Genomic DNA, 18,101 nt, shown 5'->3' on the forward strand with positions numbered 1-18,101 from the left:
CCGGTAACGGCGTGTAGCTCAGCAGCCAGAGCACCGACCTGCACAGTCGGAGGGCGCAGGGGCGGAACCTGCCACGCCGGCCATGGACACCAGAGACCCCCTCGTGGACCTGCCGCCCGCCGAGGTCTTCGCCCACTGCCTCACGGACGAAGGCCTCGCCGGGCTGCGCTCCCTGCTGGACAGCGGACGGTACGAGGTGCGCGCGCCCGAGGAGGCCGCGCTCCTCGTCGTGGCGTGGCTGCTGCGCGCCGGGGAGGACGCCGCGGCGGCCGGACTCGTCGAGGAGCTGTGGCCCCACGCGCACGAGGTGCGGTTCGCGCCGCGGCCCGCGGAGCTGCCCTCCCCCGGCCCGGAAGCCGTGCACCGGCGCACGGTCGGCGAGGCCGCCGCCCTGCTGGCGCGCCGGGGGCCCGACGCGGGCGTCGAGGCGCAGCGCGAGGCGCTGACCGTGTGGCGGCCGTACGAGGACGAACTGCTCGCCCACTGGCGGCGCGAGGACACCCGCGGCCCGCAATGGACCGCGGACGGTGCGGCGCTGCTGGAGCGGTACCGGTCCCTCGCGGCCGTGCACACCCGCTGCACGAAACACCGGGACCCCAAGTCGAACGCGGCGATCCTGCGCGGGGCGCTGGAGGAGGCCCTCGCGGGGCGTGTGCCCGGGCCGCGGGCGGCCGGGCTGCTGCGGCACGCGGTCGACTCGATGACCGCCAAGCGCCAGAAGCGGCGCCTCCCGTACCGCGAGCGGCCCGCGCACCACGAGCTGGCGGCGCTGGTGATGCGCCGGCTCTCCGCACACCCCGTGGACCGGGGGCTGCCGCCGGAGGCCGTCGAGGCGCTCGTCGGCCCGGTGACCGTCGAGGAGTCCCGGTACAGCGGCCTGCCGGCCGGGGCCGTGATCCCGCACCGGGTGCGCGAGATCGCCGCGGGCGTCCTCGACGCTCCCCTGGAGGTCCTGCTGGAACGCGGGGCGATCCCCTCCGCCGAGGTGCTCGCCGAGCTGGCCTCCCAGGTGATCGCGGCGTACGAGGCACAGGGCTATGCCGACGCCTCGCTGCGCAGGCTGATCGCGGCCGCCCACCGGTCCTCCCGGTCCCGGTACAGGGGCTGCTGGATCCCCGCGTACCACGTGGCCGTGTCCGAACTGCCCTGGGTCCGGGCGGTCGACCGGTGGCACCGGCACGAGCCGGCGGCGCGGGCCCGCACGGCCCTCACCCGGCTGGCCGAGACCTCGCTGGCCGCGTTCCCCGGAACCGGACTGCCCGTCCTCCTCCTGTGCGAGCTGTCCCGGATCGCGGAGCGGGCGGAGCTGCCGACGGGGCTCCTGCTGGAGCCGTTCGCCAGCGACTTCAGCGGGGCGGCCTCGCCGGGCCTGCTGGACGCGGCCCGGCACGCCGCCGAGCTGCTGCGCGGCACCGTGTACGAGCGTTACTACGGCATCGACTTCGCCGCCGTGCGGGATCTGGCGGACAGCGGCGACCTGGAGGGTTTCGCCCGCCTGTGCGCCGACCGCGCCGGCCGCCCCGTGCTCGTGCCGCAGCCGGCCCACTGGCGGGCGCGACCCGCCCTGACCGGGGACCGGGCCGTCATGGAACAGGCCCGCGTCCTCACCACGTTCAACCTCGCCACGCTGGTCCGTGAGGCGGGCGTCAGCCCCGCGCCCGGCTGGGCGGCGCTGGCCCGGGCGGCCTTCACCGAGGCGACCGCCCCCGCGGCCACCGCCAAGCGGTCCGCCCGCGCCTGGCGGCACCTGCTGTTCCACCTCTCGCTGTGCGACCGGGCCGAGCAGACCCTCGTACTGGCCTGGATCGACGTGGAGGCCGCCCGGCTCCCCGCACGCGCGGCGGCCCTGGTCGCCATGCCGCTCGCCCGGCTCCGGCTCGCGGTCTGAGCCGTCGGAACCCTCAAGCCGCGGGAGTCGCCAGGTCCCCGGGGTCCGTGTTGGCCCCGCAGAGGACGACCGCGACGCGCTTGCCGGGCGGCTCGGCTTCGGTGCGCAGGGCCGCGAGGGCGGTGGCCGCGCCCGCCTCGACCACGATCCGGTGCTCCTCCCACAGGGCGCGCCGGGCTTCGGTGATGGCGCTGTCGGGGACGAGGACCGACCGTACGTTCTCCGCGCGCGCGGCCTCCAGCGCGTCGGCCGAGACCCGGGTCGCGCCGAGGGAGTCCGCGGCGACCGAGTCCACGGCCACGTCCACGGGGCGGCCCGCCTCCAGGGCCGCGTTCAGGGCGCGGCAGTCCTCCGGCTCGGCCGCGAGCACGCGTACGCCGTGTTCGCGGGCGGCGGTGGCCACCCCGGCGAACAGTCCGCCGCCGCCGACCGCGACGACCACGGTGTCCAGGCCGGGCAGGGCGGCGCGGATCTCGTCGAGCAGGGTGCCCGCTCCGGCCGCGATCAGCGGGTGGTCGTAGGCGTGGCTGCTCAGCGCCCCGCTGGTGGCGGCGAACTCCTCGCAGGCGGCGAGGGCTTCGGAGTACCGGTCGCCCACGAGCCGGACCTCGGCGCCGTACCCGCGCAGCCGGTCCACCTTCACGCGCGGGGCGTTGGCGGGCAGGAACACGGTCGCCTTCACGCCCTGGGCGCGGGCCGCCCAGGCGCAGGCCAGGCCCGCGTTGCCGCCTGAGGCGATGGTGACGCCCGCGGCCGGGAGGGTGCCCGCGGCGGCGTGCGCGGCGAAGAAGTTGCGGGCGCCGCGGGCCTTGAAGGAGCCGGTGTGCTGCAGGTGTTCCAGCGCGTACCAGACGCCGTCCGCGGCGGGGGCGACGGCGACGGGCCGGATCGCGCCGGCGATGCGGTCCGCGGCGGCGCGTACGGCGGCGTAGTCGAGCGGCTGCGTCGGTTCCATGGTCGGTCTCCCCATCAGACGGCGGGCGGCCCGGGCCGGGCGGGCCGGGCGGCTTCGATCAGCTGGCGCAGGGCGCCGTAGTACACCTCGTGGTCGGTGAGCGGGGGCAGCACGTCGGCCACCGCGCCCGTGAGCACCGGGAACCCGTCCGGGTCGAGCGCGGCCAGGGCCGCCCGCGAGGCGGCGGTGGCGGCCGCCGGGTCGCGGTGGTCCACGAATGCGGCGCTGCCGAGGGTGAGCAGGTACATGCGGCGGTAGACGGTCATCGCCTCGGCGGGGCTCATCCCGGCGGCCACGCTGTCGGCGAGTGCCGGTTCCACGAGCCGGGCCAGCAGCCGGCGGCCGAGCCAGGGGCGGCTGCCGCGCAGCACGAGCAGGCCGGGGTGGGCGACGAGCAGCCGGTAGAGGGCGCCGAAGCGCCGCTCGGCGGCCTCGGCCCAGTCCGTTCCGGCGGGGACCTCGGGGATCTGTCCGGCCAGGTGCTCGGTGCAGAGGTCGAGGAGTCCGGCGAGGTCGGTGCAGCGGCGCTGGACGGTGGCGTGGGAGACGTCGAGCCGCTCGGCGAGGGCGCGGAAACTGAGGTGTCCGGGCCCTTGTTCGTCAATGATCCGCAGGGCGGCGACGGCGATCGCCTCGGGTGTCGCGCGGTCCAGGGCGGCTGATCTCCTCGGCATGAGATACAGCGTATCGTACGCCGTATCAGGCGCTGCGCCTCCTCCGCGTCACGGATGGCCGGGCCCGCCTCCGCCACCTCCTTCGTGTGACAGCGTTTACGGCCATATTGCTGGTCATCGGGTCATAATCCGCGACTTGCGTTGACAGCGGGTAGCCGCCTCGCTGCACTGGGCGCACGACGCCCCCACGCCAAGGAGACTCCGTGCCGCTTCGCCTGCGTGCGACGCTCCCCTGCCTGACCGCGGCCGCCCTGTTCGCCCTCGCGCTCCCGCCCGCGCCCTCGTCGGCCGCCGTGGCCGAGCCGAACGCGACCTCGGACACCCCGCTCGCGCTCACCCCTCCGATGGGCTGGAACAACTGGGCGCACTACATGTGCGACATCGACGAGGCCGAGGTGGTCGCCAACGCCGACGCGCTGGTGACCTCCGGTCTCGCCGCCAAGGGCTACGACACGGTGACCGTGGACGACTGCTGGATGACCAGGAGCCGTGACGCGAACGGCGCCCTGGTCGTGGACGCGCAGAAGTTCCCGCACGGGATGGCCTGGCTGGGCGAACACCTGCACGCCAAGGGCCTGAAGTTCGGCATCTACCAGGACGCCGGCTCGCTGACCTGCGAGAAGTACCCGGGCAGCGGTGCTCCCCAGGGCGGTGGCGCGGACCACTACGTCCAGGACGCCCGGCAGTTCGCCTCCTGGAAGGTCGACTACGTCAAGATGGACGGCTGCAACCTCTGGGTGCCCGAGGGGAAGACGAAGGAACAGGCCTACCGGGACGCCTACACCGCGGTCGCCAAGGCCCTGCGCGCCAGCGGCCGGGACATGGTCCTCTCGGCCTCCGCACCCGCCTACTTCCAGCAGGGTGAATGGGGCGGGGCGGACTGGCACAGGGTCCTCGGCTGGGTCGGCGAGACCGGACAGCTGTGGCGCGAGGGGCGGGACGTCAAGGTCTACGACGCGGCCTCGCCCGCCACCTCCCGGTGGGGTTCGGTGATGGGCAACTACGGCTACAACCGCTGGCTGGGGCGGTACGCGGGCCCCGGCAACTGGAACGACCCCGACTTCCTGATCGCGGGCGCCCCCGGCCTCACCGCGGCCGAGAGCCGCAGCCAGGTCGCGCTGTGGGCCATGATGGCGGCCCCGTTCATCCTGTCCTCCGACGTCTCCCGGCTGACCCCCGAGGGGCTCACGGCCCTCGGCAACACCCGGATGATCGCGCTGGACCAGGACCCGATGGGCCGTCAGGGCGCGGTGGTCTCCTCGAACTCCACCTTCGAGATCCTGGTCCGGCCCCTGGCGAACGGCGACCGGGCGGTGGCCGTCCTCAACCGTTCGGCGGCGACCCGGAACATCAGCGTGCCGCTCGACGAGATCGGGCTGCCCGCGTGCTCGGCCGACGCGCAGGACCTGTGGAGCGGCGACCGCCGCGAAATCGCGGACACGCTGACCGGCAGACTGGCCGGGCACGACACCGCGGTCTGGCGGCTCACCCCGCACGACCGCTGCGCCGAGGCCGTGCCCACGGGTCAGATCGTCGGTGACGGCGCCAAGTGCGCCGACGGGGCGAACACCACGGGCGTCGGGGCGGTCGTACTGGCCGCCTGTACCGGCGCCCCCGACCAGCGGTGGTTCCTCGGAGCCGACGGGGACCTGCGGCTGGCCGGCGCCTGCCTGTCGGCGGGCGCGGCCGGCCTGGTGGAGCTCGTGGACTGCGCTCCCCCGCAGGCGCAGCAGCCGACCGGCCAGAGCTGGTCGCACCGCCGCGACGGGACCCTGGTGGACGAGGCCAGCGGAACGTGCCTGACGGCCCCGGCGCCCGTGACCGTGCCGGACGCCCCCGCCGGGCGGCTGCACCTGGCTCCCTGCGGCGACCACCGGGTCGACCAGGCCTGGTCCCTGCCGGTCTGACCGCCCCAGCGAACGGATGAGCAACCCGATGTCACGAAGCGGGCGCCGCCATTCCGCCCTCGCCGTCCTGCCGGCCGCGCTGCTGCTGGCGCTGACCTGCGCGGCCCCCGCGCCCGGGGCCACCGCGTCGGGCGCGGGCGCGCCCGCGCGTGCCGGCGTACGCGACGGCGCCCGGGCGGCGGCCGCCCACCCGGGCGGTCCGGGGGCACGGGCCGTCGACGCCGCCGACGCCGCGCGGGCCTCCCTGGAACGGCTGCTGCCGCGCCACGCGGCGCAGTTCACGCTCGTGGCCGACGCGGGCGCGGCCGCCGACACCTTCACCGTCTCCGGCGGCGCGGGCGCCGTCACGGTGCGCGGCCGCACCGGCGCCGCCCTGCTCACCGGGGTCGGCTGGTACCTCCAGCACGTCGCCGGGGCCGACATCGGCTGGCCGGGCGACAGCATCGGCATGCTGCCCGACGTACTGCCGGCGGTGCCCGCGCCGGTCACGCGCAGCGCGCTCGTGCCGCACCGGTACGCGCTCAACGACACCGACGACGGGTACTCCGGCCCGTACCGCTCCTTCGAGGAGCACCGCCGGCAGATCGACCTGCTCGCCCTGCACGGGGTCAACGAGGTGTTCGTGCAGGTCGGCGCGGAGTACGCGTACTACCGGGCGCTCCAGGGCTTCGGCTACTCGGCCGAGGAGCTGCGCCGGTGGATCCCGGGCCCCGGCCACCAGAGCTGGTGGCTGCTGCAGAACCTCAGCGGTTTCGGCGGGCCGGTCTCCGACCACCTGCTGCGGGAGCGCGCCGAGCTGGGCGGCCGGCTCGCGCAGCAGCTGCGGTCGCTGGGCATGACCCCGGTACTGCCCGGCTACTTCGGCACCGTGCCGCCGGAGTTCGCCACCCGCAATCCGGGTGCGGTCACGGTGGCGCAGGGCGACTGGGCGGGCTTCGAGCGTCCCGACTGGCTGGATCCCGCCTCGCCCGTCTTCGGGAAGCTGGCGGCCGCGTACTACGCGGCGCAGCGCACGGTGTTCGGGGACAGCACGATGTACCGGATGAGCCCCCTGCACGAGGGCGGCCGGACCGGGGACGTGGACGTGAAGGCGGCGGCGGGCGCCATCCAGCGGGCCCTGCACGCCGCCCATCCGGGCGCCGTGTGGGCGGTGCTGGGCTGGCAGGACGATCCGACGGCGGAGCTGCTCGCCGGGGTGGACACCTCGAAGCTGCTGATCCTGGACGGTCTGTCCGACCGGTACAACCGTCTGGACCGGGAGACCCGCTGGGGGCGCGTCCCCTACGCGATGGGCTCCATCTACAACTTCGGCGGGCACACCACGATCGGCGCCAACACCTCGGTGTGGCTGGAGCGGTTCGACGCCTGGCGGACGAAGGGCGACAGCGCGCTCGCGGGGATCGCCTACCTCCCGGAGGGCACCGGCACCAACCCGGCGGCCTTCGACCTCTTCACCGACCTGGCCTGGGAGCCCGGGCCGATCGACCAGCGCCGCTGGTTCGCCGGGTTCGCGGCCCGCCGCTACGGCCGGCCGGACGCGGAGGCGGCCGCCGCCTGGGAGGAGCTGCGCAAGGGCCCGTACAGCACCTCGTCGGGGCTGTGGTCGGAGTCCCAGGACAGCCTGTTCACCGCCCGGCCCTCGCTGACCGCGGTCGGCGCGGCGTACTGGAGCCCCAAGTCGATGCGCTATCCGGCCGGTTCGGTCCGCAGGGCACTGGACCACCTGCTCGGGGTGGATCCGGCGCTGCGGGGTTCCAGCGCCTACCGGTTCGACCTGGTGGACACGGCCCGGCAGGCCCTCGCCAATCACTCGCGGGTGCTGCTGCCGAAGATCAAGACGGCATACGAGGCCAAGGACCTGGCGCGGTTCCGCGAACTGACCGCGCAATGGGCGGACTGCGAACGGAAGCTGGACGCGCTCGTCGGCTCCGATCCGCACTTCCTGCTCGGCGACTGGCTCGGCAGGGCCCGCTCCTGGGGGGCCGACGAGGCCGAGCGTGACCGGTACGAGTACGACGCGCGCTCGATCCTCAGCGTGTGGGGCCCGCGCGGCACGAGCGAGGGCGGCTTCCTGCACGACTACGCGAACCGTGAATGGAGCGGCCTGGTCTCGGAGTTGTACGCCGGGCGGTGGAAGGTCTATTTCGACTCGCTGGAGGAGGCGCTGGTGCGCAAGGCCGCGCCCCGGGAGATCGACTGGCACGCCTACGAGGAGGAATGGGCCCGGCGCGGCACCCGGCACCCGGACCGGCCGAGTGGGGACCCGTACCGGCTGGCGGCCGGGATCGCGGCGGCGCTGCCGGCGGCGGTATCGAACTGACCACCCTCCCGGGGGAATCCCGCTACCCGTCCGGGGTACAGGACCGCAGGCCCCCCGCCGCCCGGAACCGCCCCGGAAATCATCGGGGGCATGACCGAGACCGCACAGCAGCCGCCGACGGCCCCGCAGCCGTCGGCCCGCGACCGATTAGGCGACTGTCCGTGGCCCGACGGGGTGGTGGAACTGCGCAAGCGCCGGGAGGCGCCGGACGCCTCGGAAGCGTGGGAAGCGCTTCGGAGGGCGACGACACCGGAGGAACCGAGTGAACGCGACGCACCCCCGCCCGACGACGGGCCCTAGACCCGGCCGGCAGCCGCTGGTCGGGGCCGTCACCGGGGTGGTGGCCGCCATCGCGGGACTGGCCGTCGCACAGCTCGCGGCCGCCGCGGTCCGGCCCGAGGCCGCCCCCGTCACCGCCGTCGGCGGGGCGCTGGTCGACCTGACGCCCGTGGGCCTGCGGGAGTGGGCGATCCGGCTGTTCGGCACCTCGGACAAGGCCGTGCTGGGCATCGGCATCGTCCTCGTCCTGGCCGCGGTGGCGGCCGGCACGGGGATGCTCGCCCTGCGGAGCCTGCCCGCCGGGATCGCGGTCACGGGCGGGATCGGGGTGCTGGGGGCGGTGGCCGCCCTCAGCCGTCCGGAGTCCTCCTGGAAGGACGCGCTGCCCTCGTTGGTGGGCGCACTGGCCTCGGCCGCCGTGCTGTACCTGCTGGTCACGGTGGCGACCCGGCCCCGGCCCGCCGGGACGCCGGCCGCCGGGGCGTGGTCGCCGGACCGGCGCGGATTCGGCCGGCTGGCCGCGGCGGTCGTGGTGGTCTCGGCCGGGGTCGGGTACGCCGGCCGGCGCCTCGGCGCGTACGGCTCGTCGGGGGCGACGGCCTCCCGGGCCGATCTCGTCCTGCCGCCGCCCGCGGTGCCGGCGCCGCCGGTCCCGGCCGGGGCGCAGCTGCCCGTCCCCGGGATCTCCCCCTTCATCACGCCCGACCGGGACTTCTACCGTGTGGACACCGCGCTGGTCGTACCGCGCGTGGACGCGGACGAGTGGCGGCTGACCGTCCACGGCGACGGGGTGACCCGGCCCCTCACGCTCGGTCTGCGGGAGCTGCTGGCCCGGCCGCTCGTCGAGCACGACATCACCCTGTGCTGCGTGTCCAACGAGGTCGGGGGCCCGTACGTGGGCAACGCCCGCTGGCTCGGCGTACGCCTGGCCGACCTGCTCCGCGAGGCGGGGGTCCGGCCGCCGTCCCGGGGCGGCCCGGCGGACCAGCTGGTGGCGCGCTCGGTGGACGGGATGACGATCGGCACTCCCGTGGAGACGGTGATGGACGGCCGGGCGGCGCTGCTGGCCGTGGGGATGAACGGACAGCCGCTGCCCTTCGCGCACGGGTTCCCCGTCCGGATGGTCGTACCGGGGCTGTACGGATACGTCTCCGCCTGCAAGTGGCTGACGGAGCTGCGGCTGACCACCTTCGCCGCGTACGACGCCTACTGGGTGCGCCGGTCCTGGGCGCAGCAGGCCCCGGTCAAGACGCAGTCGCGGATCGACACCCCGCGGCCGGGCGCGCGGGTGGATCCGGGCCGGGTGGCGGTGGCCGGGGTGGCGTGGGCGCAGCACCGGGGGATCCGGCGGGTGGAGGTACGGGTGGACGGCGGCGCGTGGCAGGAGGCGCGGCTCGGCGCGGCGGACGGGGCGGACACCTGGCGGCAGTGGGTGTGGCCGTGGGAGGCGACGGCGGGCCGGCACACCCTGGAGGTCCGGGCGACGGACGGCACGGGCGCCGTCCAGACCGGGGTGCGCACGGGGACCGTGCCCGACGGGGCGACGGGGTGGCACGCGGTCGGGGTGAGCGTCGGCGCGCTCGGCGCACCGGGCGCACTGGGCGCCTCCGACGGGCGGGGGGAGCAAGGGCCGTGGAGCTGACCGGTACCCCGTTCCTCGTCACGCTGGTCGTCGTGACGGTGCTGGCCGTGCTCGCCGCGCTGCTCCTGTGGAACCGGATCCCGGGACCGGGCTGGGTGCGGTGGCCGGCGCGGCTGCTGATGATCGGGCTGTGCCAGCTCACCGCGATCTGCGTGGTGGCCACCTGGATCAACGACGGTTACGGGCTCTACTCCTCCTGGGACGACCTGCTGGGTACCGGCGCGGGTCAGGACCCCGGCTCGATGACCGGCCCGCCGGTGGGGCGTGCCACGTTCACACCGGGCGGCGACGGTACCCGGACCACGTACTTCCGGGGCGCGCACTCGAAGCTCGCCGGGCAGGTGACGGTCTGGACTCCGCCGCAGTACGGCGCGCCGGGCGCGGACCGCACGCGTTTCCCGGTGCTGATGCTGCTGCACGGCTACCCGGGCACGCCCCGCACCTGGATCGACCCAGGGAAGATGCCGGGCGCGGTGAACGAGCTGGTGGACCTGGGCGCGGCGCACCCGTTCATCCTGGTCATCCCGGAGATCTACCCGGGCGGGGTGAACACGGACTGCAGCAACATCCCCGGCCGCAGGGTCGCCGACTGGCTGGCGAAGGACGTGCCGGACCTGGTCGCGCGGAAGTTCCGTACGCTGCCCGCCCCGCGCGGGTGGGGCCTGATGGGCGTCTCCACCGGGGCGTTCTGCGCGGCCAAACTGCCGCTCCAGTACCCGAAGGCGTTCCGGGCGGGAGCCGCCCTGGACCCGGATCCGCTGACGGGGGATCCGCAGGTGCTGCCCGATCCGGTGCTGCGGGAGCGCAACAGTCCGTTGTGGCTGGTCGAGCACGCCAAGAAGGCGGACGTCGGCCTGTTCCTGGCCACCTCCGCGCAGGACAAGGACAGCCCGCCGCGGCAACTGGCGGACTTCGCCAGGGCCGCGGCGGGCAGCGGGGTCCGGGTCAAGACCCTCGTCCGGCCGGCGGGCGGGCACAACTTCCGGACCTGGAGCGGGATGTACCCGGACGCGCTGGGGTGGCTCAGCACGGAGCTCAGCCCGCCGGACCGGGGACGTACCTCTACCCGATGAGGTCCTCGACGGTGGGGACGACGACGCCGAACACGTCCCCGATGGTGACCAGGGCCGCACTCTGGAGGGCGGCGGCCGACAGGGCGGTGCCGTCGGGGGTGGTGCCGTCGGGGGCGGCCAGGGAACGGGTGGCGGTGGCCTCGGCGACGACGGTGGGGCGGTAGCCGCGGTTGAAGGCGCCCTCGGCGGTGAAGGCGACGCACATGTGGGTCATGAATCCGGCGAGCACGAGGTCCTGGCCGGCGCCCAGCCCGCGCAGGGTCTCCTCCAGGCCGGTGCCGTGGAAGGCGTTGGGGAAGCTCTTGACGACGACCGGTTCCCCGTCGGCGGGGGCGACTTCGGGGCTGATGGCGCCGAGTCCGGAGTCGATGTCGTAGCCCGCGTCGGCCACGTGGACGACCGGGATGCCCGCGGCCCGGGCGGCGGCCAGTAGCCGGGCGCCGGCCGCGAGGGCCTCCTCGGCGCCTTCGAGGGCCATGACGCCCGTGCGGTAGGTGTTCTGGAAGTCGATCAGGACGAGGGTGGTGCCGTCGAGGCGGGGCGGCCGGCTGTCGAGGCCGATCACGTCGCGCAGGGTGGTGGAAACGGGCATGGCGAAGCACTCCTTGCCGGGTGGTGAGGGAAGAAGGGGGAACGGGTGGTGGAAGGGTTCAGCCGGTGGTGCGGAAGCGGCGGCGGTAGGCCGCCGGGGTGATGCCGATCTGCTTGCGCAGCGCCCGGTGGAGGGTTTCCACCGAGCCGAGCCCGCAGGCCGCGGCGACCTCGTCCAGCGGCTGGTCGGTGTGTTCGAGCAGACGGCGGGCCGCCTCGACCCGGGCGGCCTCGACGTAGGCGGCGGGGGTGGTGCCGGTCTCCTGGCGGAACACGCGGGCGAAGTGCCTCTCGCTCAGGCACATCCGCGCCGCGAGGGCCGCCGCGGACAGGTCGCCGTCCAGCTGGTCGGCGATGAACATCCGTAGTTCGTCGATGTCCCGGCGGGAGGCGGCGGGCCGGCTCAGCGGCACCGAGAACTGGCTCTGGCCGCCCTGCCGTCTGAGGTACATCACCAGCTGCCGGGCCACCGCCAGGGCCACCTCCTCCCCCAGGTCCTCGGCGACCAGCGCCAGCGCGAGGTCCATGCAGGCGCTGATCCCGGCCCCGGTCCAGATGTTCCCGGAGCGGACGAAGATCGGATCGGGGTCGACGGTCACCTCCGGGTGGTCGCAGGCCAGTTGGGCGGCGGTCGACCAGTGGGTGGTGGCCGTCCTGCCGTCGAGCAGACCGGCCGCGGCCAGCAGGTGCGCGCCCACGCACACCGACGCCACGCGGCGGGCCGTCGGTGCGGCGGTCCTCAGCCACGCCACCACTTCCGCGTCGATCCGGGCGACCGGGCCGCCGGGGCGCAGGTCCACCGCACCGGGCACGAGGAGCGTGTCCAGTACGCCGTCGACCTCGGCGAACGACAGGTCCGCGACCAGCCGCACCCCCGCCGACGTTGCCACCACCCCGGGCGCCGGGCCCGCGAGCTGCACCCGGTAGCCCGCCCGGCCACCGGTCTCGCGGTTGGCCAGCGCGAACACCTCGGCCGGGCCGGTGACGTCGAGGAGGTCGACGTCGGGGAAGACCGCGATGACGACGCGGCGGATCGTGGACATGCACCCATCGTCACAGCCGTCCCATGGGGCGGCAATGACGGTGTTCTGTCACATCTGGACACGGCCCATCGGCTGGGCGTGCAGCACCGGGACGTCACGGCTCCGTCCCTCTGACGGCAACCCGGCCCGGCAGAGCGGCTCTTGGGCCCCTGCCGCCCCCGGAGGGGGGTGCGTATGATCTTCGCTTTCTCCCAGAGCGAAGGCAGAAGAAACCCATGTCCCCCCATAACGTCCGCCGTCGGCACGCCGGTTGGATATCCGCCGTGGCAGCCGCGGTCCTCGCGGTGCCCCTGCTCGGCTCCCCCGCCCTCGCGGCGCCCGGTGATCCGGCGACCGCGTCCTCCTTCGACCTCAAGCCCGGCCCGGACCTGAGCGCCCAGGTCGCCGATCTCAAGGCGGCCCTCCCCACGCAGGGCGTCCAGGACCTCCTCGACCAGGGCAACCGGGTCGCGAAGACGGGCGCGTCCTGCACGACCGACCCGTTCGGCACGGGCGACGACGGCAAGGTCCTGGCCCCCGCCCGCACGCTCTGCTGGGACAGCGGCGACTCCGTCACGGAGGAATGGATACCCCAGGGCATCACCGGCGTCTCCGACGCCCAGGCCGACGAGCTCTGGGGCTCCCGCAAGCCCCTGGTCACCGCCTGGTACGACAAGGCGAGCGGCGCATTGTGCTCCTCCGACCCCGGGACCTGCTACGACAAGGGCGTACGCCTGTCGTTCCTTGACCCCGAGACCGCGGTCCCCGGCAACCCCGAGGGGCGCCGCTACCGCCACGTCCTGCTGGTGGAGCCGTACTACAACTCGTACGGGAACGCCTCCTACAAGGCGGTCGACATCCATGCCGGGGGCATCGCCTGGTACAAGTACTACCTCTACGTCGCGGACACGATGAACGGCCTCCGCGTCTTCGACATGCGCTCGATCCTGGACCTCAACCACGACCAGGACGCCTCCGTGGACGACACCACGCTCGACGGCCTGAAGAGCAACGTCCGGGACGAGACGAAGATCGGCCGGCAGAGCGGCGTCTACTACAGCCACACCTACCGTTACGTGATGCCCCAGGTGGCCTCGTACAAGTTCGTCAGCGCCCAGGGCAACACGCCGTCCGCGGCGACCTGTGTCGCGACGGGCGCCCCGAAGGCGTCCTACCTCTCGGTCGACCGCAGCAACACGGCCGCTCCCGCCCTGATCATGGGCGAGTACTGCAACTCCGACGCCACGCACGTCGAGAAGGGGCGGGTCGGGGCGCTGCCCGTGGACGACGCCACGGGGCTGCTCAGGTCGGCGGGCGGGGTGGTCGGCGCCACGGAGGCCTACTACCTGCCCCGCGACCTCACCCAGGGCGCGGCCCGCTACGCCGGCATGTACTACTTCAACCGCAGCTACCTCGCCAACAGCGGCAGCCTGCGCCGCGCCACCGTCTCCGGCGGCCGTCTGGTCGACTACGGCGCCAACATCACCAACGCGGTCGGCCCCGAGGACCTGTCCTTCGAGCACGGGCAGGGCGTGCCGGGTGGCGGCACGCAGTACCTGTGGTCGCTCACCGAGCACCGCATGGACACCGCGGACCCGTCCTGCACGGACACGGGTTCCCCGTGCGGCCGGGTGGTCTACGCCCACCGGGTGGACGACGTACTGGCCCGGCCGTAGCGTGCCGGGGCGCCGGGGCCGCCGACGGTGGCGGCCCCGGCCCCCGCCACCCCGCTACCGGTCCCGGGCAGGCCGGACCGGGAGCGACCGGACGTTGTTGCTGATGAAGCTGCTCTGGTACGGGAGTTCCGAGTCGGGGACCGCGAGGTCGAGGTCGGGGAAGCGGGTGAACAGCCGCTCCAGCGCGATCGTGGCCTCCAGCCGGGCGAGCGGGGCGCCCATGCAGTAGTGGGCTCCGTGGCCGAGGGAGAGGTGGCGGGCGGCCGTGGGGCGGGTGATGTCGAAGCGGTCGGCGTCCGCGCCGTGGAAGGCCTGGTCACGGCCGGCGGCGGTGTAGCCGGCGAGCACCGGGGTGCCCTGGGGGATGACCGTGCCGTCCACGGTCACGTCCCGGGTGGGATAGCGGAAGGGGAACCAGCTGACCGGCCCGTCCCAGCGCAGGGTCTCGTCCACGACGTCCGACCAGGTCGCCTTGCCGTCCAGCACGAGGGCGAGCTGATCGCGGTGGGCGCACAGGGCGCGGACGGCGTTGACGACGAGGTTCAGGGTGGTCTCGTGACCGGCGACCAGCATCAGCCGCATCGTGCCGACGAGTTCGGCCTCGCTGAGCCGGTCGCCGTCGCCGTCCCGCGCGGCGATCAGGGCGCTGGTGAGGTCCTCACCGGGCTGCTCCCGGCGGGCCGCGGCGATCGTGCCGATCAGCGCGACGAGTTCCTGGAGGGCGGCCATCTTCTCCGCCGGGCTGATGTCGGTCGCGATGATCACCGTGTTGGTGAGGTGGTGCAGCCGGCCCCGGTGCTCCTGGTCCACGCCGAGCAGTTCGCAGATGACGTTCATGGGGAGCGGCAGCGCGAAGTGCGTGTACAGGTCGGCGACCCCGTCGGGGGCTTCGGCGGCGGCCCGGCCGAGGTCGTCGAGGAGGCCGGCGGTCAGCTCCTCGATGCGCGGCCGCAGTCGCTCCACCTGGCGCGCGGTGAAGGCCTTGCCGACCAGGGAGCGGAGCCGGCGGTGGTCGGCGTCGTCGGCCGTGTGCATGCCCTGGGCGTTGGCGAAGACGCGCAGCGGCCAGTCCGCGGGGATGGTGCCGTCGTGCAGGGCGGGGAAGTGCCGGGCGTCCTTGGCCACGTCGGGGTGGGCGAGGAACTCCTTCAGTGCCTCGTGTCCCAGGACGACCGCCCCGGGCACGCCACCGGGGAGGACGACCTCCGCCACGGCGCCCTGCTCGGCGCGCAGCCGGGCGTTGAGCGCGTGCGGGCAGCCGCCGGCGGGGTCGATGACGTGCGGGACCGGTGAAATGTGGGAGGACAAGCCGACTCTCCTGACCTGATGACCGAAACTCGCTCAACAGTGCGGGGTGGACGTCGTGTTGTACAAGTCCGTCCCTGGGGCGTTTCAGAACCAGTTGACGGTCAGCGCGAAGGACGTGCCCGCGGTGGCTCCGGTGGAGTCGGTCGCGGTGGCGGTGACCGTGACGGTGCCGGTCGCCCAGGGCCTGCCGGTGATCCGTCCGGAGCCGGGGTCGAGGGTCAGCCCCCAGGGCAGGGCGTCGACCGCGTACGTGACGGGCGCCTTGCCGCCGGTGGTTGCGAGCCGGACTGTGCAGGACTGGCTGAACTTGCACGTCTGCGGACCGGGGCCGGTGAACCGCAGGTCACCCGGGCTCGGTGTCGGCGTCGGGGTCGGGGTCGGGGTCGGGGTCGGCGTGGGGGTGGGGGTCGGGGTGGGAGTCGGTGTGGGGGTCGGGGTAGAACCGCAGCCCGGCGTGGCCTCCGGCGGGAGCGACACCCGCCAGATCCGGGTGTCGTTCTCCGAACCGACGAGCAGGTTCGCGCAGTCGGCGTACGTCACCGTCTCGCCCTGCGACTGCGCCGGCAGGGCGACGTCCGCGAGCTTGGTCCCCGCGGTGTCGTACACGGTGGCGACGTCGGCCCCGACCGGGCCTCCGCTGCGCAGGGTGTACGAGGCCCCGGTCGGCGAGAACGCGCCGTCGGTGGCGAACACCGGGCCGGGCCGGACCGCGGTGAGCGTGTTGACCTGCCCGGTCACCGGCGGCAGTGGCGCCTGGTACAGCCGGCCCGGCGCTCCCACGGTCTTGCTGGCGATGTGGATGCGGCCGGTGAGCGGGTCGGCGAGGAGGGACTCGGCGTCGTGCTTTCCGTCGGCGTAGGCGAAGCGGTAGGTCACGGGCGTCACGGTGGCGTCGGCGAGCCGGTCGGGCTCGGCGAAGGAGTGCACCACGATCTCGGCGCGGCTGCTGAAGTTGTCGCCGATGTCGCCGACCAGGATGGCCGGGCCGCCCGTGGCGTCCTTGCCCATCGCCAGCCCCTCCCAGTCCGTGTTGCCGGCCCCGGCGAGCGTGAACGTGGCCGCGAGCCGGCCGGTGGAGGTGGTGCAGTCGACGGCGAAGACCTGGTTGGTGTTGCCGCTGTCGTTGACAACGTAGAGGACGCCCGGGTGCTTGCGGCTCGCGGCGAGCCCGCTCTCTTCGGCCAGGCCGCCGGGGAGGGTGCACTTCTTCTCCGGCGCCGGGGCGCCGGCGGCGGCCGTCGCGGCGGGCGGGGCGGACGCGGACGCGGTCGCGCCGCTCGTCCAGGCGACGGCGGGCAGAACGGTGGCGAGGGCCGCGGTCGCGAGGGCGGCGCAGGCCCGGCGGGGGGTGAGGAGTGGGGACATGCCCACAATGTGACGGCACATCAGTTGCTGGTACAGGCCTGACCGCCACCCGTTCGAGCATCGTTCAATGCTGCCGCGGCATGCCTCCTCAGCGGACCGGCTCCCGTACGGGCGCCTTGCGTCCGGCGTGCGCGATGAAGGCGCGGGCCGCGCGGCTCAGCGGCCGCCGGGCGTGCGCGATGCCCACCGGGCGCAGCAGGGGCGGGGTGAAGGAGCGCACTTCGGCGCGGCTGCCGAACGCCCTTAAGACCACGTCCCGGTACCAGATCAGCGAGCCCCGCCCGTCGGTCACGCCGGTCACCCAGCCGAGCCGTTCGTCGACCTCCAGGGAGGGAACGGGCCGGACGCCCAGGCAGCTGAACATGGCCTCCATCTCGGTGCGCCGCCCGGTCCCCGGGGTGGGGAGCACCATCGGCAGTCCGTCGAGCATCCGCAGCGGCACCGGGTCCGGCAGCCGGGACCCCGCCGGCGAGATCAGCACCACCTCCCGCTCCTGGATGAAGTGGGTGGAGAGCTCCTTGTCCACGGGCAGGTCGACCAGGGCCAGCTCGGCCCGGCCCTGGTTGAGCTCCTCCACCATCGCCTCCCGGCTGTCGTACTGCTGGAGCCGGACGTCGACGGCCGGATGCCGCTCGGCGAAGGCGGCGACCAGGTCCGCGGCCAGGTCGAGGGCCAGGGTCGGGGTGGAGACGAGGCTCAGCGAGGCCCCGGCGTCCTTGCCGTGCGGGGTCCCTATGTCGTCGATGGCCTCGACCGCGTTCAGCACGGTGCGGGCCAGCCGGACGACCCGGGCCCCCTCCGGCGTGAGGTCCACCCCCCTTCCCCTGCGTGCGAGGAGTTCGACGCCCAGGTCGCGTTCCATGGCCTGGACGGCCCGGGACAGGGCGGACTGGGCAACGAAGACCGAGGCCGCGGCGCCCGTGATGGACCGGCAGTCGGCGACGGCGACGAGGTAGCGGAGCTGCGCGAGTGTGGGGGTCATGGACGGACGGTAACGGCGTGGGGCTGTACCTGTAAGGGCTCGTCAGGTGAACAAGTTCCCCGTCCCGGCGTGGCGTTCATACCTGGTTCCGCGGGTTGGCATGCCGGTCCGGCATGCCCCCGGGGACGCCGGACGGGGGCGCACGTTCCGGGGCCGGCCCTGGCCCCGGCGGGCATCATCCCAGGCCACCGCCCCGGCGGGGCCGTGACGGAGGCCCGCCGCGGGTGTCCGCGGGAGCCGCCGCACGGGCCGCCGGTGCGAAGCCGGCGATTCCGCATGCCTGTTGACAGTGCGGGGAGGCCACCGCACGATGCATCGCGGCGTGAGGGTATTTGACCACTGTTCAAGCCCGCCTTGTCGGCGGCGGGCCGCCCGGCCGATGTGTGCGAGACGCCGCACCCCCTGTTTCCGCATGCCTC

General features: G+C 74.4%; 14 protein-coding genes and 1 tRNA gene. 8 read left to right on the forward strand and 7 right to left on the reverse strand.

Annotation, left to right across the window (positions count from 1 at the left end; all coding sequences use genetic code 11):
- The first annotated feature begins 7 nt into the window (after positions 1–7).
- A tRNA-Cys gene (locus ACZ6Y1_RS02905) sits at positions 8–83 on the forward strand.
- Positions 83–1,888: a hypothetical protein gene (locus ACZ6Y1_RS02910; protein ID WP_469621602.1), complete on the forward strand. Its 1,806-nt coding sequence runs from the start codon at positions 83–85 to the stop codon at positions 1,886–1,888. The genes ACZ6Y1_RS02905 and ACZ6Y1_RS02910 overlap by 1 nt, the downstream gene beginning before the upstream one ends.
- A 13-nt stretch (positions 1,889–1,901) precedes the next feature.
- Here the strand turns inward: ACZ6Y1_RS02910 and ACZ6Y1_RS02915 are convergent, their stop codons facing one another.
- A complete protein-coding gene (locus ACZ6Y1_RS02915; protein WP_469621605.1) occupies positions 1,902–2,843 on the reverse strand; it encodes a serine/threonine dehydratase in 942 nt (313 codons plus the stop codon).
- A gap of 14 nt (positions 2,844–2,857) precedes the next feature.
- A complete protein-coding gene (locus ACZ6Y1_RS02920; RefSeq protein WP_469621611.1) occupies positions 2,858–3,517 on the reverse strand; it encodes a TetR/AcrR family transcriptional regulator in 660 nt (219 codons plus the stop codon).
- 203 nt (positions 3,518–3,720) lie between these two features.
- Here ACZ6Y1_RS02920 and ACZ6Y1_RS02925 point away from each other — a divergent pair, with 203 nt between their 5' ends.
- From ACZ6Y1_RS02925 to ACZ6Y1_RS02945, 5 genes are all read left to right on the forward strand, one after another.
- Complete coding sequence (locus ACZ6Y1_RS02925) at positions 3,721–5,424, forward strand: ricin-type beta-trefoil lectin domain protein (RefSeq protein WP_469621613.1); 1,704 nt, start codon at positions 3,721–3,723, stop codon at positions 5,422–5,424.
- Positions 5,425–5,452: 28 nt separating this feature from the next.
- Complete coding sequence (locus ACZ6Y1_RS02930; RefSeq protein ID WP_469621615.1) at positions 5,453–7,744, forward strand: alpha-N-acetylglucosaminidase; 2,292 nt, start codon at positions 5,453–5,455, stop codon at positions 7,742–7,744.
- A gap of 90 nt (positions 7,745–7,834) precedes the next feature.
- The gene (locus ACZ6Y1_RS02935) at positions 7,835–8,044 is read left to right on the forward strand and encodes a hypothetical protein (protein ID WP_469621617.1); all 210 of its coding nucleotides are present in this window, start codon (positions 7,835–7,837) and stop codon (positions 8,042–8,044) included.
- A gap of 16 nt (positions 8,045–8,060) precedes the next feature.
- Positions 8,061–9,665 carry a molybdopterin-dependent oxidoreductase gene (locus tag ACZ6Y1_RS02940; RefSeq protein ID WP_469621752.1) on the forward strand — a complete coding sequence of 535 codons (1,605 nt, stop codon included), beginning with the start codon at positions 8,061–8,063 and terminating at the stop codon, positions 9,663–9,665.
- On the forward strand, positions 9,656–10,738 hold the full coding sequence (locus ACZ6Y1_RS02945; RefSeq protein WP_469621619.1) for an alpha/beta hydrolase: 1,083 nt from the start codon (positions 9,656–9,658) through the stop codon (positions 10,736–10,738). Before ACZ6Y1_RS02940 ends, ACZ6Y1_RS02945 begins: the two co-directional genes overlap by 10 nt.
- Here the strand turns inward: ACZ6Y1_RS02945 and ACZ6Y1_RS02950 are convergent.
- Positions 10,728–11,330, reverse strand: a complete 603-nt coding sequence (locus ACZ6Y1_RS02950; protein WP_469621622.1) for an isochorismatase family protein — start codon at positions 11,328–11,330, stop codon at positions 10,728–10,730. The two genes, ACZ6Y1_RS02945 and ACZ6Y1_RS02950, sit on opposite strands and share 11 nt — an antisense overlap.
- A 58-nt stretch (positions 11,331–11,388) precedes the next feature.
- Positions 11,389–12,372, reverse strand: a complete 984-nt coding sequence (locus ACZ6Y1_RS02955) for a GlxA family transcriptional regulator (protein ID WP_469621626.1) — start codon at positions 12,370–12,372, stop codon at positions 11,389–11,391.
- Positions 12,373–12,635: 263 nt separating this feature from the next.
- Here ACZ6Y1_RS02955 and ACZ6Y1_RS02960 point away from each other — a divergent pair, with 263 nt between their 5' ends.
- On the forward strand, positions 12,636–14,027 hold the full coding sequence (locus ACZ6Y1_RS02960; protein WP_469621630.1) for a hypothetical protein: 1,392 nt from the start codon (positions 12,636–12,638) through the stop codon (positions 14,025–14,027).
- A 54-nt stretch (positions 14,028–14,081) separates the two neighbouring features.
- Here ACZ6Y1_RS02960 and ACZ6Y1_RS02965 read toward each other — a convergent pair whose 3' ends face one another.
- From ACZ6Y1_RS02965 to ACZ6Y1_RS02975, 3 genes are all read right to left on the reverse strand, one after another.
- Positions 14,082–15,335, reverse strand: coding sequence for a cytochrome P450 family protein (locus tag ACZ6Y1_RS02965; RefSeq protein WP_469621632.1), 1,254 nt, complete (start codon positions 15,333–15,335; stop codon positions 14,082–14,084).
- 84 nt (positions 15,336–15,419) lie between these two features.
- Positions 15,420–16,700, reverse strand: coding sequence for a putative Ig domain-containing protein (locus ACZ6Y1_RS02970; RefSeq protein WP_469621635.1), 1,281 nt, complete (start codon positions 16,698–16,700; stop codon positions 15,420–15,422).
- Between the two features lie 88 nt (positions 16,701–16,788).
- Positions 16,789–17,682 (reverse strand): LysR family transcriptional regulator, encoded by an 894-nt coding sequence (locus tag ACZ6Y1_RS02975; protein WP_469621638.1) that lies wholly within the window; start codon positions 17,680–17,682, stop codon positions 16,789–16,791.
- Positions 17,683–18,101: the final 419 nt, after the last annotated feature.

The organism is Streptomyces sp. NPDC053432, assembly GCF_055585365.1.

What these genes read in the sequence shown, in the direction of transcription:
- ACZ6Y1_RS02970 (WP_469621635.1), bottom strand. Translation starts at nt 16,700, where the DNA reads ATGTCCCCACTCCTCACCCCCCGCCGGGCCTGCGCCGCCCTCGCGACC.
- ACZ6Y1_RS02975 (WP_469621638.1), bottom strand. Translation starts at nt 17,682, where the DNA reads ATGACCCCCACACTCGCGCAGCTCCGCTACCTCGTCGCCGTCGCCGAC.
- ACZ6Y1_RS02915 (WP_469621605.1), bottom strand. Translation starts at nt 2,843, where the DNA reads ATGGAACCGACGCAGCCGCTCGACTACGCCGCCGTACGCGCCGCCGCG.
- ACZ6Y1_RS02920 (WP_469621611.1), bottom strand. Translation starts at nt 3,517, where the DNA reads ATGCCGAGGAGATCAGCCGCCCTGGACCGCGCGACACCCGAGGCGATC.
- ACZ6Y1_RS02910 (WP_469621602.1), top strand. Translation starts at nt 83, where the DNA reads ATGGACACCAGAGACCCCCTCGTGGACCTGCCGCCCGCCGAGGTCTTC.
- ACZ6Y1_RS02955 (WP_469621626.1), bottom strand. Translation starts at nt 12,372, where the DNA reads ATGTCCACGATCCGCCGCGTCGTCATCGCGGTCTTCCCCGACGTCGAC.
- ACZ6Y1_RS02950 (WP_469621622.1), bottom strand. Translation starts at nt 11,330, where the DNA reads ATGCCCGTTTCCACCACCCTGCGCGACGTGATCGGCCTCGACAGCCGG.
- ACZ6Y1_RS02930 (WP_469621615.1), top strand. Translation starts at nt 5,453, where the DNA reads ATGTCACGAAGCGGGCGCCGCCATTCCGCCCTCGCCGTCCTGCCGGCC.
- ACZ6Y1_RS02935 (WP_469621617.1), top strand. Translation starts at nt 7,835, where the DNA reads ATGACCGAGACCGCACAGCAGCCGCCGACGGCCCCGCAGCCGTCGGCC.